This is a genomic window from Xanthomonas sp. NCPPB 1062, assembly GCF_041481705.2.
Classification (GTDB): Bacteria; Pseudomonadota; Gammaproteobacteria; order Xanthomonadales; family Xanthomonadaceae; genus Xanthomonas; species Xanthomonas euvesicatoria.
Genome location: NZ_CM192987.1, coordinates 697,717 through 713,976 on the forward strand (window position 1 = coordinate 697,717; position 16,260 = coordinate 713,976).

14 protein-coding genes are annotated in these 16,260 nt (G+C 65.3%); 8 read left to right on the plus strand and 6 right to left on the minus strand.

Translation table 11 applies throughout. The features are described from left to right. The first annotated feature begins 301 nt into the window (after window positions 1–301). From ACCQ16_RS03035 to ACCQ16_RS03050, 4 genes are all read left to right on the plus strand, one after another. Window positions 302–2,176: a GGDEF domain-containing protein gene (locus ACCQ16_RS03035; RefSeq protein ID WP_338340050.1), complete on the plus strand. Its 1,875-nt coding sequence runs from the start codon at window positions 302–304 to the stop codon at window positions 2,174–2,176. Window positions 2,177–2,284: 108 nt separating this feature from the next. Further along, a complete protein-coding gene (locus tag ACCQ16_RS03040) occupies window positions 2,285–2,758 on the plus strand; it encodes an Rrf2 family transcriptional regulator (RefSeq protein ID WP_008577562.1) in 474 nt (157 codons plus the stop codon). A gap of 103 nt (window positions 2,759–2,861) precedes the next feature. Beyond that, on the plus strand, window positions 2,862–3,761 hold the full coding sequence (locus ACCQ16_RS03045) for an NAD(P)/FAD-dependent oxidoreductase (RefSeq protein WP_218502789.1): 900 nt from the start codon (window positions 2,862–2,864) through the stop codon (window positions 3,759–3,761). Between the two features lie 191 nt (window positions 3,762–3,952). Next, the gene (locus tag ACCQ16_RS03050) at window positions 3,953–4,414 is read left to right on the plus strand and encodes a DNA replication complex GINS family protein (RefSeq protein ID WP_372380368.1); all 462 of its coding nucleotides are present in this window, start codon (window positions 3,953–3,955) and stop codon (window positions 4,412–4,414) included. A 126-nt stretch (window positions 4,415–4,540) separates the two neighbouring features. Here ACCQ16_RS03050 and ACCQ16_RS03055 read toward each other — a convergent pair whose 3' ends face one another. Both ACCQ16_RS03055 and ACCQ16_RS03060 read right to left on the minus strand, forming a co-directional pair. Further along, complete coding sequence (locus ACCQ16_RS03055; RefSeq protein WP_071118710.1) at window positions 4,541–5,086, minus strand: hypothetical protein; 546 nt, start codon at window positions 5,084–5,086, stop codon at window positions 4,541–4,543. Between the two features lie 194 nt (window positions 5,087–5,280). Further along, complete coding sequence (locus ACCQ16_RS03060; RefSeq protein WP_051370099.1) at window positions 5,281–6,195, minus strand: class I SAM-dependent methyltransferase; 915 nt, start codon at window positions 6,193–6,195, stop codon at window positions 5,281–5,283. Between the two features lie 165 nt (window positions 6,196–6,360). Between ACCQ16_RS03060 and ACCQ16_RS03065 the strand changes: the two genes are divergently transcribed. Next, complete coding sequence (locus tag ACCQ16_RS03065; protein WP_031420908.1) at window positions 6,361–7,236, plus strand: DMT family transporter; 876 nt, start codon at window positions 6,361–6,363, stop codon at window positions 7,234–7,236. Window positions 7,237–7,333: 97 nt separating this feature from the next. Here the strand turns inward: ACCQ16_RS03065 and ACCQ16_RS03070 are convergent, their stop codons facing one another. Continuing rightward, entirely contained in the window at window positions 7,334–8,107 is a 774-nt protein-coding gene (locus ACCQ16_RS03070) for a transporter substrate-binding domain-containing protein (RefSeq protein WP_014089280.1), read from the minus strand. Window positions 8,108–8,405: 298 nt separating this feature from the next. Between ACCQ16_RS03070 and ACCQ16_RS03075 the strand changes: the two genes are divergently transcribed. Continuing rightward, window positions 8,406–8,621, plus strand: a complete 216-nt coding sequence (locus ACCQ16_RS03075; protein WP_011346280.1) for a hypothetical protein — start codon at window positions 8,406–8,408, stop codon at window positions 8,619–8,621. Between the two features lie 782 nt (window positions 8,622–9,403). Then, window positions 9,404–10,780 carry a D-serine/D-alanine/glycine transporter gene (gene cycA / locus ACCQ16_RS03080; protein WP_031420911.1) on the plus strand — a complete coding sequence of 459 codons (1,377 nt, stop codon included), beginning with the start codon at window positions 9,404–9,406 and terminating at the stop codon, window positions 10,778–10,780. 86 nt (window positions 10,781–10,866) lie between these two features. On the opposite strand, the gene xopV is transcribed toward cycA, so the two are convergent. Beyond that, window positions 10,867–11,853 (minus strand): XopV/AopV family type III secretion system effector, encoded by a 987-nt coding sequence (gene xopV / locus ACCQ16_RS03085; RefSeq protein WP_218556315.1) that lies wholly within the window; start codon window positions 11,851–11,853, stop codon window positions 10,867–10,869. A gap of 237 nt (window positions 11,854–12,090) precedes the next feature. Between xopV and ACCQ16_RS03090 the strand changes: the two genes are divergently transcribed. Beyond that, on the plus strand, window positions 12,091–13,002 hold the full coding sequence (locus ACCQ16_RS03090) for a CorA family divalent cation transporter (protein ID WP_014089285.1): 912 nt from the start codon (window positions 12,091–12,093) through the stop codon (window positions 13,000–13,002). Window positions 13,003–13,341: 339 nt separating this feature from the next. On the opposite strand, the gene ACCQ16_RS03095 is transcribed toward ACCQ16_RS03090, so the two are convergent. Then, entirely contained in the window at window positions 13,342–14,037 is a 696-nt protein-coding gene (locus tag ACCQ16_RS03095) for an AIM24 family protein (protein WP_014089286.1), read from the minus strand. Window positions 14,038–14,463: 426 nt separating this feature from the next. After that, the gene (gene treA / locus ACCQ16_RS03100) at window positions 14,464–16,137 is read right to left on the minus strand and encodes an alpha,alpha-trehalase TreA (protein ID WP_029818577.1); all 1,674 of its coding nucleotides are present in this window, start codon (window positions 16,135–16,137) and stop codon (window positions 14,464–14,466) included. Between the last annotated feature and the right edge of the window lie 123 nt (window positions 16,138–16,260).

Consider the following 16,260-nt stretch of genomic DNA (forward strand, 5'->3'; position numbering starts at 1 on the left):
GTCTGCGCGTCCGGGCGATGTGCTGCGATCTCCCGTCATCCGGATTCAAGAGTGGCCCGCCTGGGCCGATAACGAACGCGACCGCTTGCGTCGATCACGTGCGCTGTCGTGTGCGTTGGTCATCATGACAGTCGCATCACCTCGGAACATGGGCGTTTGGCCTGAAATTCCGCTGGATTCCATCGCCATCCAACCGTGGGAGTGCTTGAAATGCCGCAGCAACCAGCAAGCCGCCACGTATGCGCAGATGGCAGCGGCTTGGCGTGCGCACGTTGCGGCCCGTCCTCGACGTGATGACGCGATGAGCATGTGCGTGGTCCGGTGGCGACATGGGCTCGCTGCGTTTGCCTTGCTGCTGGGCAGTGGCATGGTGTCGGCGCAGCCGCAGCCGTGGAAGACGATCGAAGCGGCGACCATCGACGACCCGGTGGTCGCCTTGCAGATCGCACAGGGCGCACTGCAGCGGGCTAGCGGCGACCACGACGTGGAGGCCGAGTTCTGGGCCTTGCTGGCGCAGGCGCGCGTGCTTATTTCACTGGAAGACAGCGAACGCCGCCAGGTGGCGCTGACGCAGGCGCGCGGAAAGCTCGACCAGCTGCACGGCAGCACCTCGCAGGCGCAGCTGTGGCTGGATATCGTGCAGGCGCTCAGCGACGTGCGCGAAAACCCCAATCGCGTCATGGTGGCGCGGCTGGAAGCGCTGCGCCAACGGGCCAGCGCGCTGGGCCGCAACGATCTGCTGTGCGAAGTCGAGGCGGTCGACATGTGGAGCATGCTCGCCTCCGGCAGCAGCGATGAATCCTGGAGTGCGGCGCAGGCCAGCTATCAATGTGCGGCGCGCGAAAAACTCCTGGGGCTGGAGCTGGATGCGTTGACGCAACTGGGCGCATTGGCCAGCCGCGTCGGTGGTCGGCCCGCCGAAGACAGCGAAACCGAAGACTATCTGCAGCGTGCGCTTTCACGCCTGCACGACCAGCCGGCGCGCTTCCAGCGCAGTCTGATCGAATACGAGTTCGGCACTGCCTTGGCAACCAGGCAACCCGAAGCGGCGCTGCTGCATTTCAGGCGCGCCTTGGCGCTCAGCCGCGAACTGCGCGACCAGGCCGGCGTGGCTGCGGCGCTGACCAGCGCCAGCGAAGCCCTGATCGAAACCGGCGATGCCGCTTCTGCATTGACGATGGCGCGCGAAGCCCTGCCGTTGATGCAGCAGCAAGGCAATATCGGGCGCGTTGCGGCGTGTCATGCCGTCTTGCTGCAGGCCTTGATCGCGTTGAAGGCTGAGGGCCTGGACGCCGAAATCGTCGCCGCCAAGGCCGCGGACGATCCCAACCTGACCTTGAACCGTCGTGCGCAACTGGTGGACGCGATCGCCCAGGCGCTGGCATTCCGCGGCCGCCATGCAGAGGCCTACCAGGAACTGCAACGCGCCAACGCGCTGCGCGCGCAGAGCCTGGACCGCCAGCGCGATACGGTGATGTTGCGGTTGCAGGCGCGCTACGAAGACGCACGTCGCGGCGCCGAAACGGCCGAGCTGCGCCGCCGCAGCGAGACCGCGCAGCTGGCACTGCAGGCGCGCGAAGCGGGCCAGCGGACGCTGTGGATCGCGTTGTGCGCGGCCTGCCTGTTGCTGCTCGGTGCACTGGTGGTGCTGGCCTTCGGCGCACGGCACCGCCGCCAGTTGTCGCGGCTGGCGATGCGCGATGAACTCACCGGCCTGCCCAACCGGCGCGCCATTCGCACCGAGGCGCAGCAGCAGATCGAGCAGGCCTTGCGCTCGCACACGCCGGGCATGCTGGCATTGATCGATCTGGATCACTTCAAGCAGATCAATGACGTGTATGGGCACGCCACCGGCGATGCGGTGCTCAAGGCACTGGCCAGTGCGTCCCGGCTCGCCTTGCGCGCGCAGGATCGCCTGGGCCGCCTGGGCGGCGAAGAATTCCTGCTGGTGCTGCCGGGCTGCGGCGAAGAGGAGATTCCCGCGGTGTTTACGCGCCTGCGCAGTGCGGTGGCAGCGATCGACATCGCCGGCCTGCCGCCCGACCAACCGGTGCGCTTTTGCATGGGCGCGGTGCGCATCGTCGCCGACACCGGGCTGGATGTGTTGCTGAGCCAGGCCGATCTTGCGCTGTACGCCGCCAAGACCGCTGGGCGCGATCAATGGGCGGTGTGCTGATCCTGGTGCACGCACCCGCGCTGCGACATCGAGGCGATGCTGCGGCACAATCTGCCGGCCGATGGCGACCGCTGGTTGCCGTGAACCGATCCAACGACCCAGGACCGCATGCGCACCGATAGCCGCCTTTCCCGCATGTTGCACGTGTTGCTCCACATGGCCAGAAGCCCGCAGCCGATGACCTCCGAGCAGATCGCCAGCATGCTGTCGACCAATGCGGTGGTGGTGCGCCGGACCATGGCCGGGCTGCGCAGTGCCGGCTATGTGCAATCCAGCCGCGGGCACAACGGTGGTTGGCAGATCGGCTGCGATCTTGCGCAGGTGACGCTGCTGGATGTGCATCGCGCGGTTGGCGGCCCGCACCTGTTCGCGATCGGTGCCGATCACCCGAATCCGCAATGTGGGGTGGAGCGTGTGGTCAATGCGGCAATCGCCGATGCGCTGGCCCACGCCGAAGCGCTGCTGTTGCAGCGCCTGGGCACGGTGACGCTTGCCGCACTGGCGAGCGAGTTCGATGCCTTGTGCAGCGCGAGGGCGCCATCTGGCGGCAACGCGACGGGCAAGCGCACGCGGCAGCGCTGAATCACGTCACTGGATGCGCGGCGCGATACCCGTGGTGTCTGTCGTCGTCGATTAATGTAACACCGAAAGATACATTAATCGGTGTCGGCACCCAGGAGCGACCATGCAGCACGAGGTGATCATCATTGGCGGCAGTTATGCAGGGCTGTCAGCCGCCCTGCAGTTGGCGCGGGCGCGACGCCGCGTCTTGCTGGTGGACAGCGGCCGGCGGCGCAATCGTTTTGCCGAAACCTCGCATGGCTTGCTGGGCCGCGATGGCGCATCGCCCGCGCGCATCGCCGATGAGGCGCGTGCGCAGGTGCTGTCGTATGCCAGCGTGCAGTGGGCTGACGGCGAGGTCGTCCAGGTCCGCGGGCAGGCGGAGGCGTTCGAGGTCGTCTTTGCCGATGGCAGCGTGCATGCCACCCGCCGGCTGATTCTGGCCATGGGGGTGGTCGATCGTCTCCCTGCGCTGGCCGGTCTGGCCGAACGTTGGGGCAGGCAGGTGTTCGTGTGTCCGTATTGCCATGGCTACGAACTGCAGCAGGGGCGCATCGGTGTGATCGCGACGTCTGCGCTTGCTGCGCATCAAGCCGCCATGCTGCCGGATTGGGGCCCTACTTGGCTGTTCTTGAACGACACGCTGGTGCCGGACGAATCCCAGCGGGCGCAACTGGAGACGCGCGCGGTGCATGTGGTGACCGGCGCAGTGGCGGCGCTGCAAGGCGAGGGCGATGCGCTGGAGCTGGTGCTGCACGACGGCCAGAGGTTCGCGTTGGACGGGGTGTTCATCACCACCCAGACCGAGATCAGCCCGTTGGTGAGGCAGCTTGGATGTGCCACCAGCGAGGGGCCTTTCGGTCGCCTTCTCGCTGTGGACGCCATGCAGGCAACGACGGCGCCGGGCGTATTTGCCTGTGGCGATATCGCAAACCCGGCCGCATCGGTGGTGTTGGCGGCAGCCGGCGGCGCGATGGCCGGCGTCGCAACGCATCGCAGCCTGATCTTCGGCCTGGGTAGCTGACGATTGCGCCGGTAGCGACGCGCGTGCACGCCAGCGGTGTGCGGGCTGCGACTCAGCGCCGCATCCCCGACCGACGCAGGTCCTGCATTGGAATCCTGTGCGTGGCGAAAACAACAGTGCAAGAGCGCCGCAGCCGGTGACGAATGACGGCCAAGCCCACCTGACGACTTCGCAGCGGTTGGTCGCTCTGAGTGGGGGCGCGTAAACTTCGCTGCCATGTGGATAGAAATTCAGGCTTGAAAACACCTCGTCCATCACCGTCGCCGGCCTCTGAACGCAAGAGTTCACGCCTGATCGACTGGCTCGTGCGCGGCGTGGTCGGTATCGCGGTGATCGCATGTTGCGGACGTTTTTGGCTATTGGGTGAGGCAGTCTTCGAAGGACGCTATGTCAGCGTTATTCGTGGCCGGCCGGCACGGATCTTTCTGGTCGACAGCGACCCGCATCGCTTCTGGATTGCCGTTGGCTGGGATGCGCTGCTGAGCTGCGTACCGTTGCTGATCGTCGGCGGGTTTGCATATGCAAGTTGGCGCGCGCCGCCACGTGCGGTGATGGCACGGTTGGCGGCGATTGCAGTCTTCGTGCTGCATGACCCGGCGTGTGCGTGGCCACCGATCATGCGACGTCGCTGCCATCCGATACCCAGCGGTTGAGGCGCGGCGGCAGGCAATCGTCTGCAGCGTGCAAATGCTGGTGCGCGGCGCAAACGGCGTGTCGAGCAAACAGCGCTGACCAAAAGCAGGCCGGATTCGCATCGCCCCGGGGCGCTCGCACAACCATCAATGCGCTTTTTGCTTGCGCGAAGGTCGCCGCGCACCGTGCCTGGGCCAGGTGTCGTAGCTGTAGACGAACTGCTTCTGGTCGGCCCCCGCGGTCGGGTCGCAATGCCAGGAACCGGCGACACCGCCGGGTTCCAGCACGCCGCCGATCTCGCGTACCGCCTGCGCTTCGAAGGCGCAGATGGGCCCGTAGACGGCCACATCCCAGTCTGGTCGCGACGTTGGATGCGCGTGCTGTACCAGCACGACGTCGCTGCCATGGAAGCGATGGACCTGCGCGGCATGTTGGCGATCGGTGCTGAAGTAGCAAGGTGCACCGATGCTCAGTACCACGACGTCGCCGTCGCGCGACACCGCGCACTTGCCCTGGTGTTCGCCCAGGCGGATCACACGCCCGCCCACCGTTGCGGTGGTCACCGGATAGCGCGTGGTCACTTCCGACATCGGCTGCGATGCTGCGCTTGCCGATGCCGTCTGCGCGTGTGTTGGTGTCGCAGTGACCGGCAGTAGCCAGACCAGCAGGGCAATGATCAAATGGGCGCGCATGCAACGTCCGTGTCGAGGGCGCGGCAGTATCGCAGATCCCGCCGGCGGCACGCTGCAACCGTCGCGGTAACCGTCATGCCGGCCTCGTGTGATCATGCAGTGCGCATGCGTGCCGCGAGTGCACGCCGTCTTGCATTCGCCACGCGATGATCGCGCGGGCCGTATCGCCAGCGTCAATGGCGTGGAGGCACCACTCAGCGCCGTGCAGGCAAGCTCGCCAGCACGCCATCCAGGGCAAGTTGCGTGGTGAAGCCGGCCTTGGCCAGGCGCTTGCTCACTTCGTTGGGCACATCGCGCCCACTGGTGAGCTTGTTCGGCGCGCCGGTGTAATGAAACAGCCGCCCGCCTCGGCGCAACACGCGTGCTAGCTGATCGTAGAAAACCTGCGAATACAGCTCGCCCGCAATGCCGAAGCGGGGCGGGTCATGCAGGATGGCATCGACCGAATCGTCGGCCAGCGTGGCGATGTGCTGCGCGCTATCGGCATGGGTCAGCTGCAGGCGCCCGCCGGCAGCGGCGCCCACCGGATCCGGCGACCACGGGTTGAGCGTGCGCAGCCACAGCACGTCGGCATTCTTTTCGAACGAGAGCAGCTGCGCGACCCCGGCCTCCAGGCAGCAGGCGGCGAAGTAGCCCAGGCCGCCGCAGGTGTCCAGCACGATCTTGCCGCGCGGATCCACCAGCGCCACCTTGCGCCGCGCATCCTCGAATGGGGATAGTTGCGCGGACGGCAGCATCTTGATGCCATCGATCTCGAACGTGGGCGCGCCCCATTCGGTGGGCACCAGCTTGATCAATGCGCCGCTGTAGCGCGAGATCGGCGCGAAATCCTCGCCATCCCAGAAGTACAGGGTGCGCTCCTTGAGTTTGCCCGGATACGGGTAGCCCTGGCCGCGCCACTGCCAGGTCTGCACATCGAGCTGGGCGGTATCGGTACTGCGGCCCAGGTCGAGCGAGCCGGTCCAGTGAGTCAGACCACTGCCGCGCGCGGCAAGCAGGGCTTGGGCATCGGCGAGAACGAGTAGGGGGCCGGAGTAGTGGGGCACGGCTGACAGCTCTGTGTGCGGCGTGCGGCACGTGCCGCACCGCTGCAAGGAAGGGAGCGGCATCGTAACCGACCTGTTGCGGCCCGGCATCTGCTGCCGGGCCGCCACCATGCGCTCGCCACCGAGGTCGACTGCCCGCGCCGTTTCGCTGACACACGCTGCAACGCATACTGCATGCAGTCCGTATCGACACCTCGTCGGATCGGCGTCAACCGTGGAGTGTGGGCAATGCTGAAAGGTGTGTTGTTGGGGTTCGCCTGCTATGCGGCCTATTCGATCAGCGATGCGTTCGTGAAGCTGCTCGAGGGCACGCTGCCGGTCTATGAAGTGCTGTTTCTCGGCGCGCTGCTGATGCTGCTGGCGGTGCCGTTCCTGAAAAAGCCCGACGACCAGTTGCGCGAGCTGGTGATGGCCAAGCAGCCGGCACTGTGGCTGCTGCGTGCGCTCACCGGCGCCATCGGCAATCTCACCTCGGTGATCGCCTTCACCACCTTGCCAATGGCCGAAGCATTCGCGCTGATCTTCCTGATGCCGATCTTCGTCACCGTGCTGTCGGTGATCTTCCTCAAGGAAGAAGTGCATTGGCGGCGATGGTCGGCGGTGATCGTCGGGTTCATCGGCGTGTTGATCGTGCTGCGCCCTGGATTTCGTCATCTCACCCACGGGCATGTGGCGGCCATCGTGTGCGGCCTGGTCGGCGCCATCTCGGTGATCGCCTTGCGCATGGCAGGGCATAGCGAGAAGCGATTGACCTTGTACGGCGCTGGCGTGATTGGCCCGTTGGTGATGGGCGGGATCATGATGTTGCCGAGCTTCGTCTGGCCCACGCTGTCCCAGTGGGGCTTGTTGGCCGGCTACGGCTTGCTCGCCGGGCTGGCCGCCATCTGCATGATGTACGCCACGCGCATGGCCCCGGTCAGCCTGGTCGCACCGACCCAATACAGCCAGATGCTATGGGCCATCGCCTTCGGCTACCTGCTGTTTCACGATCATCTGGACTGGCCGATGGCCGTGGGCATCGCGCTGATCCTGGGCGCCGGTCTGTTCACCCTGGTGCGCGAGGAACAGGTGTCGCGTTGGTGGCGGCGAACCAAGATTGTTTGACGGCGGGGATTGGGGAGTCGGGATTGGGGATTTGTAACAGCGTTAGTCGACTTGACGTGCAGCTTTGCTGCTTTTCGAATCCCTAATCCCGGCTCATTCAGCGCGGCTGCCGCCAGCCTTCAACAATGCGTTGATAGTCGCCGCTGGCCTTGCTCAGGTGCAGCCATTGGTCCACATAGGCTTTCCAGGCGTGGTCGTCGCGCGGGAGCAGGAAGGCTTTTTCGCTGTATTGCAGCGGTTGCTCCGGTGCGATGGCGCACAGGCCTGGCAGCCTTGCCTGCTGATACAGCGCTTCGGAGGCGTCGGTGATCATGACGTCTGCGCGATGCGCCAGCAGTTCTTGGAAGATGGTGGTGTTGTCGGCGAACAGCCGCAACGTGGCCTGCGGTAACTGGCGGTGCGCGAAAGCCTCGTTGGTGCCGCCCGGTGGTTCGATGAGGCGCACCTCCGGCCGGTTGAGCTGTTCCAGACTGCGGTAGCGCGCCTGGTCGGCGCAGCGCACCAGTGGAATCTTGCCGTCCACATCCAGTACCGCGCTAAAGCTGGCCTGGCGTTGCCGCTGCAAGGTGACGGAGATCCCGCCGACCGCGATATCGCAGCGGTCGGCCAGCAAGTCCGGCATCAGTTGCGGCCAGCTGGTGCGCACCAGGCGCACGCGTGCGTCCAGGCTGGCGGCCAGCGACTGCACCAGGTCGATGTCGCTGCCTTCGAACTGCCCGTCGCCGCGCAGCAACGAATAGGGACGGTAGTCGCCGGTGGTGCATACGCGCAGCACCCCCGATTGCAGCACCGCATCCAGGCGCGACGCCGGTGTGGCGGCGTGCGCCGTGCCGCAGCTCAACAACAATGCAAGGCAGATGCGATGGCGCATGGCATGGTCTCGGCGAGGTCTGGGCATGATAGCGGTGGCTGCGGCGGCCTGCGCTGCAAGGCGTCGCATGCGCGCCAGGTCAGGCTTGCTTACCGGCTTGGACGTGGCCGTCTGCGGTTGTGGATGCGCGACCGCGCAAGAGGGCCTTGTGCGCCGTGCGATGTCGAGTGTGATCATTCGCGCCATGCCGACTGCGCCACGTCAACAGCATGTCACGCAAGCTCATTGCAGGCTCACGGCGGAGTAGCGCGATGCAGCCTAGCGTTAACGCTCCTGTCGAATTCCATCGGAGCTGCTCATGCATCTGAATCCACGCACCGCGCGCACCATGACCAACGCCGACGCCGCTGTTCTGGCACATGGCACGCCCGATCCCGATACCAACGAAGAAGACACGCCGCTGGAAGAACAGCCGCCGCAACGCGGTGGCCTGAACGATGAGGTGGGCGACCCGGAGCAGGAGGACGACGGAGCGCTGCCGGGGCGGGTAGGCGGCGGCCTTGCGGGTGGTTGAGTACTGACGGTGCGACTGCGCTGGTATGAGCTCTACCTGCCGTCACCGTGACAGCACGTCGCATGCCGGTCCCACTTGTCGGCGCGTGTCTTTCAAGACACGGGCGTCCACGCCTGTACCGCGTTTTGTTCTCTTGATAGTAGCGCCAACGAAGAGTAGGTCAGTGTCGCGTTTGGCCCTGCTTCCTGTTGGCCATTTTTTTCGCCTGGCGTCGTGTCTCTGCGTGCTCGTCCTCCGTCTTGTGCGCTCGACGTTGTGCGCTCGACGCTGCTTGTCACGCGCGCGGTCGGGGAAGCGGGCGCGAGCATGGCACGCGCATGCTGTGTGCGGCTGCGCTGCAATGGGGCAGCACTAGCAGCGCCGTGGTGTGATCTGAGGCGCAGCTGCAGGCTCGATCTATTGCATGTGGTGCTGTTGGCGTCGTCATCAATGCCGTGCACTGCCTTGCTGCCCGGCGATGACCTCGCGACAACGGGCATTGCGGCAAACGATCCACCAGTGCAGCTCGACCAGCACGAGTTGGCGAATCAGGCGGGCGCGAGCCGGCTGTCCGATGCGCAGCGACTGGGTACCGGGTGCCCAATGCGCGCAACGCCCACGCGCGCGCTGCCTGCCTCGAGAGTGGTTGTCCACACGGCACCACCGACGCCCCATGATGGGGCGAGCTGCCCACCATGCGCCGGCGCATCCATGCCCTTGCGATTGCCGCAGCGCAAACCCCTGGTATGCGTCGGCGCGATCTCGTATTTTTGACGGCTTGTTCACTTGCCGGTGCCGTGCCCATGTCTGACCCGTCCGCGCCCGATCATCTGCAACGCAGCCTGTCCAATCGCCACCTGCAGTTGATCGCCATCGGCGGGGCGATCGGTACCGGCCTGTTCATGGGCTCTGGCAAGACGATCAGTCTGGCCGGGCCGTCGATCCTGTTCGTCTATCTCATCATCGGCGCGATGCTGTTCTTCGTGATGCGCGCAATGGGCGAACTGCTGCTCTCCAACCTGGAATACAAGTCGTTCATCGATTTTTCCACCGACCTACTCGGGCCGTGGGCCGGGTTTTTCTGCGGGTGGACGTACTGGTTTTGCTGGATCATCACCGCCATTGCCGATGTCATTGCCATTGCGGCCTATGCGCAGTTCTGGTTTCCGGGATTGGCGCCGTGGATTCCCGCGATCTTGTGCGTGTTGTTGCTGCTGAGCCTGAATCTGGTCACGGTGAAATTGTTCGGCGAGATGGAATTCTGGTTTGCGCTGATCAAGATCATCGCCATTGCCGCATTGATTATCACCGGCGCCGGGCTGGTGGCCTGGGGCTTCCGTTCGCCGTCGGGCAACGTGGCCTCGCTGTCGAATCTGTGGAACGACGGTGGCATGTTCCCCATGGGCATCGGCGGGTTCTTTGCCGGCTTCCAGATTGCGGTGTTCGCCTTCGTCGGTATCGAGCTGGTCGGCACCACGGCTGCAGAAACCGCCGATCCGCGCCGCAACCTGCCCAAGGCGATCAACTCGATCCCGGTGCGCATCCTGATTTTCTATGTGCTTGCGCTGATCGCCATCATGGCGGTGACGCCGTGGCGACAGGTGGTGGCCGACAAGAGCCCGTTCGTGGAGTTGTTCGTGCTGGCCGGCGTGCCGGCGGCAGCGAGTTTGATCAACTTCGTGGTGCTGACCTCGGCCACCTCCTCGGCCAATAGCGGCATCTTTTCCACCAGCCGCATGCTCTACGGCCTGGCCGAAGAACAGCATGCGCCCAAAGGCTTTGCCAAGCTGTCGCGCGCGGCGGTGCCGGCGCGCGGCCTGCTGTTTTCCTGCCTGTGCCTGCTGCTGGGCGCGATGCTGGTGTATCTGATTCCCAACCTGGTCACTGCGTTTACGCTGGTCACCACGTTGTCGGCGGTGCTTTTCATGTTCGTGTGGTCGCTGATCCTGTGCGCCTACATCGCCTACCGCCGCAAGCGCCCGGAGCAGCACGCCGCCTCGGCGTTCAAGATGCCCGGCGGCGTGCTGATGTGCTACGTCTGCCTGGCATTCTTCGCCTTCGTCATCGTGCTGCTCACCCTGCAGGACGACACGCGTCAGGCATTGCTGGCCAGCCCGGTGTGGTTCCTGCTCCTGGCCATTGGCTATGCAGTCAAACGCCGCGGGAACCGGCAGCATTGAGCGATCGGTGCGAACTCATCGCGTGTGCAGCGTGCGGCGGTGACCGCACGCTGCGAGCCGTCATGACGATGCGCGTGGACGGTGGATCATTCACCGCTTGGGTCAGGATGCGCCGCTTCGCCTTTCTCTGCCGGGCTCGGTGACGCGATGGCCGCACCGGCGGGCACACGCTGCAACGGAATCTGTTTCTTTGCTTTCCATTCCGGCGTGACCGGCAGACCGTAGTGCTGAAAGAGCTTGGCGACGTTTTCGAGATGGTCTGACGTTCGGTCGGCATATTCGCTGAATCGCCCCGAATCGTTATCGATGCAGAGCTCGCCGTCCGGGTTGTAGTACAGCGTACCGCTGATGCGCGCTTCCGGTATCCGGCGATTTTCCTGCCAGGGGGTCTTGTTCCATGGTTGGCCGCCTACGAGGGTGACATGGCCTTGCGCGTATGGCTGTTTCTTCTTGCGCGCGTCCTTGCTTGTCATCGGCTCGTCCAGGACCACGCCAGGATGCCCTTCGCCGATGACCAAGCTACCATTGCTGGCGATGTTCCATTTGTACTCCACCTTCTTGTCGCGCAGATCGTCCAGGCGCAGGCGCTGAGCCAGTGGCGTACTGGGCGGGACGTCGGTTGCAGTCTGTCCGCGGAACGTCGGGGTGCTTCTGATGCGATCGATGGCGTCCTCGCTCAGCCCGAGATCGTTGGATAGCTTGGCTGGATCGAGACGATGCAGCGTCTTCAGTGCCGGACCGGTCGAGACGAACAGGCGTGTTGGATTGATCTTGACGTGCTCGGGAGCCTCCGTTATTTCCTGAGCCTGGATCGGCGTCCGGTGGGTACCGTCTTTTAGAAGCTTTCCGCGCGCAGGCTGGGTGCTGCCGAACAGCGTATCGAGATGGCTGCTGTCTGCGACGAACGCCGGCGATCGCCCCTTGGCTGATGCGCTTCGGCGCAGGCGGGGCAGCTCGCGAAGCTGGGAATGGACGCCGATTTGGATGTCGTCGCACACCGCTGGGGCATGTCGCGGATCCACATGACCGATAGGCTCGTGTAGCCCGCCAGACGCCGAGCCGGAGATCTTCATGCGCGTACTCCTGGAATGCGTGAGCGGAAAATGTAAGACAGCCAGAAACTGCATACCGCGCACAGCAGAATCGATGTGCGATTTGGCGAACGCTTTCGCTGCCTTGCAGAAACCGCACGGCGAATTGCAGGTGTGACCAGGGACGGCCGTCGTCGCCGTCGCCGATGGGCATGTGCCGGCGTTGACGCCATGGTGGACGCGGAGGATGCTTGGGCTCTTTCATCTCACCGTCGATGCATGATCACGATCCACCCGATTGCCGGAACCCAGCACACCCCAGGTTGCTGGGTCGACCTGTGCCAGCCAAGCCCGCAGGAGCTGGCGCAAGCCGCTGAGAAAGTGGGGTTTGCCTTGCCTGATCGTGCGGCGATCGGCGAAATCGAATTCAGCAGCCGGGTGCGTCGCCAGGGCGATGTGTTGTTTCTCAATGTGCCGCGTTTCCAGGACGAGGACGGCCCCACGGCGCCGTTGGGGTTTGCGCTGTCGCCCACCATGCTGGTGACCTTGCGCGAGCAGCGCATCGGCTCATTGGAGGCCCTGACGACGCGGCTGGAACACGAGCCCTGCCACAGCTCTGACGATTTGCTGCTACGCATGTTCGATCAACTGGTCGGGCGTCTGGCGGACCGGCTTGAGGGACTGGAAGCGGCGGTCACCGAAACCACGCGGCTGGTATTCGACAGCCCACACAAGACCAAGGGCCTGGAGCGCATGTTGCACCAGGTCGGCGACATGGGCCGCCAGCTTGGCGGCCTGCACAACGCAGGGCAAGGCATGCTGCGCCTGGTCACCTATCTGGATGGCGCCGCCCCGGACTGGTTCGGGGCCGATGCAGCCAAACGCATCACCCTGCTGCACAAGGACCTGACCACCTTGAGCGAATTCCAGCAGCACATGGACGACCGCATCGAGTTCCTGCTCGACAGCGTGCTGGGCATGATCAACATGGACCAGAACAACGTGATGAAGGTGATGGCGGTGGCGTCGGTCGTCGGCATTCCGCCCACCGTGCTGGTCGGCATCTGGGGCATGAACTTTTCTTACATGCCCGAACTCAAGGGGCACGACCATTACTTCTGGGCGCTGGGCATCATCGCGCTGAGCGTAGTGGTGCCGCTGGCGTGGTTTCGCAAGCGTGGCTGGGTGTGACGCATCAGCGCCCGTAAACCGTGGGAGCGCTGCTGGGCGCGCTATGGCGTGACCGGGAAGGCGCTCGCGCCCGGGGGCGCTCCTACAACGTGTCGTTAGCGCAATCATCTGTTGCGCGCGGTTTCCAGACTAGGCAATGCCGAGCTGGTGCAGTTCGGTCGCCCTGCAGCTCGCGGCAGAATGCGGGAAACCCGTAGGAGCGCCCCCGGGCGCGATGTGGGGTTACCGGGAAGGCCCTCGCGCCCAGGGGCGCTCCTACGGGGTTGGCCGGAAAACTGCCCGGGGTGCATGGCGTGCAACCGGGCAATGTGCAGTGCTTGCTGCTGTCGGGCGGCCTGGTCAGCCCTTGGCCTGGAAGCTGGCTTCTTCGTACGGCTGCACCACCACCCAGCCTTCGCCGGCAAAACGCATCTGCAGGCTTTCGCCCGAGCCGCGGCCGAACAGCGTGCCGATCGAGACGTCGGTGACCAGCTCGGGGGTCAGCGTGCCGGACCAGGCGACGGTGGCGTTGGGGTCGGTGAACACCGGGCCGCTGGCGGCGGTGACCGGCAAGGTCAGTGGCTCGTAGTGCGAGGTGATCGCCACGATGCCGTGGCCGCTCAGGCGCACATTGAACAGCCCGCCCGAGAGCATGCCGGCCACTTTGCGCATCATGGTGATCTTGTGTTCGACGCCCGATTCGAACGCCAGCACGTCGTTGCCGTTGACGAAGATCGCCTCGCCGTTCAAGCGCAGCAGCGTGATCATCTTGCCGACATCGGCCAGATACACGCGGCCCTGGCCTTCGGCCTTCATCAACTGCATGCCTTCGCCGCTCACGGCTTTTTTCAGCAGATTGCCCAGGCCCTGTTCCAGCAGTCCCTCGCGGGTGAACTTGACGTTGCCGGTGCGCGCCACCATGGCGCCGGCCTTGGACCACACCATGCCGTCGAGGCGCACTTCCAGCAGATGCGGGTTTTCCAGTTCGAACGGATCGGGGCTGACGTCCTTTTCCTTGGAATGGGCGAGAAATTCGTTGAGCGTGCGTACGGCCATGGGTCCGTCCTGGAGTGAAAGAGTGCGCATGATACGCGGCCCTCTGCGGTGCAGTCGCGGGCCGGCGCCGGGAGCATAAGTGCTGCGCATCGCCGCACGCGATGACAGCGGCAATGTGGCGATCAGCAATCGCGCTCTACGCTTGCGGGCGAACCAGGTGCGGATCGAAGAGCTGCGCTCCACGCGGCTGCGCACACCATCAGAGCGCGTCGCCGGTGCGCAGGATCGCCATGGTGGCCCGTCTGCCACGGCTCGTGCGGGCAATGCCCCATCGCACGCCTGTTCGCAACGTGTTGCCAGCAAAGGCAGAGCGCGTCATGTCGCCGCGACGGCGGTGCTGCGCATCGGTGACGTGCACCGTCCGAGACCCGACGCCAATGATCCGACCCTGCCGCTGCCACGCACTGCGCGGCAGCGGCACCGCCCTCAGCGCGCGGCCGCCTCGGGCTTGCGCACGCGCTTGGCGGGTGCGGTTTTGGCATCCTTGCCCGGATACAGGTTCAGCAGCATCAAGGTGACGCCGTTGGTCCAGCCGAAGCCGTCCTGCAAGGCGTATTCGCCACCGCCGCCGCCGGCCGCATCGGTCTCCAGGCCGTACTTTTCGACCAGCTTGTGCTCGCGTGCGAACAGCGCCTGTACCTGGGCCAGAAAACGTTCGCCAATGGTGCGTGCCAGCGCGTCTTCGCCGTAGCGCCGCAGGCCATCCACGGCCACCCATTGCAGCGGCGCCCAGCCGTTGGGTTCGTCCCATTGCTGGCCGGTCTTCACTGCGGTGGTCGCCAGGCCGCCGGGGCGCAGCAGCGTTTTACGCACGGTGCTGGCGGTGCGCTTGGCGTGATCGTCCGAGGCCAGGCCGGCGAACAGCGGGTACAGCGCGGCGGCGGTGACCTGGTTGCTCAGCGTGCGCGTCTGCCAGTCGTAGTCGGCGTAGTAGCCGGCGGCATTCCACAGATGCGCGTCGATGGCCTGCTTGCGCTGTTGTGCAAGTGCGGCGTAATCGCGGGTGCACTCTGCGCCGGCTTGCGCGCAGGCCTGCGCCAGCGTGCGCTCGAGGTGGTAGAGCAGGCTGTTGAGGTCGATCGGGAGGATGGCCGTGGTGCGGATGGTGCGCAGGTTCTGGCCGTCGGCCAGCCAGCGGCTGGTGTAGTCCCAGCCACTTTCGGCGCCGGCACGCAGGTCGCGGTAGACCTCGGCGGCCGGGCGGTCTTTCACTTCTGCGGCGGTACGGGTGTCGTGCAGCCAGGCCTCCGGGCGCGGGGTGTCGCGCTCGTCCCAATAGCGGTTGAGCACGCTGCCGTCGGCCAGGCGCACCACGTGGCGCGCGGCCTGGCCGGGCTGCAGGTCATCGCTGCCCTGCATCCAGTAGGCGTATTCCTTCTGCAACTGCGGCAGGTAGCGCTGATACACCGCCTCGCCTTCCACGCCGGCCTGCAGCTCCACCATGTAGGAGAAGAACGGCGGCTGCGAGCGGCTGAGGTAGTAGGTGCGGTTGCCGTTGGGAATATGCCCGTAGGTGTCGATCAGGTAGGCGAAGTTGTCCAGCATCTGGCGGCTGAGCGTGGTTTCGCCGCTCTTCACCAGGCCCAGCATGGTGAAGTAGGAATCCCAGTAATACACCTCGCGGAAGCGCCCGCCCGGCACCACATACGGATGCGGCAGCGCCAGCAGGCTGCTGTGCGGCGGCACGTGGTTCTGGCTGCGCACCAGCTTGGGCCACAGCAGGTCGATGTGCTCGCGCAGCGCGGTGTCCTGGCGGATCGCGTCGGTCTGCACCGGCGGCGATTCTTCGAAATTGGCATCCACGAACTTGCGCAGGTCGAAGCCGGGGTGATCGTGCTGCGCCAGATAGTCGGCATTGATCAGCGCCGGGTCGCGCAGCGGCAGGAAGTCGACAAAGTGCTTCTGGTCGTCGAACAGCTCACCGCGCTGCACGGCCTGGAACAGTTCCGGGTAGGCCAGGTCGGGCGTGGGCGGCGTGGGCGCCGGCGCATTGACGACCGGAGGGTCCAGCGGCGCGGCGGTCAGCGTGCCCGGCGCAACAAACATGCTCAGCGACAGGCCAAGCAGCGACGTGCAGCACGGGGGCGCGGCAGAACTCATGACATCTCCAGAACGGGCAGTGGCGTAGGGCATGGTAAACGACCGATGTGGCGGGCGGGACCGAGCGGGGTGCCGGCACGCCGACAGGCTTCGCACGGGGACGACTGGATTCAGCAAGCTGAT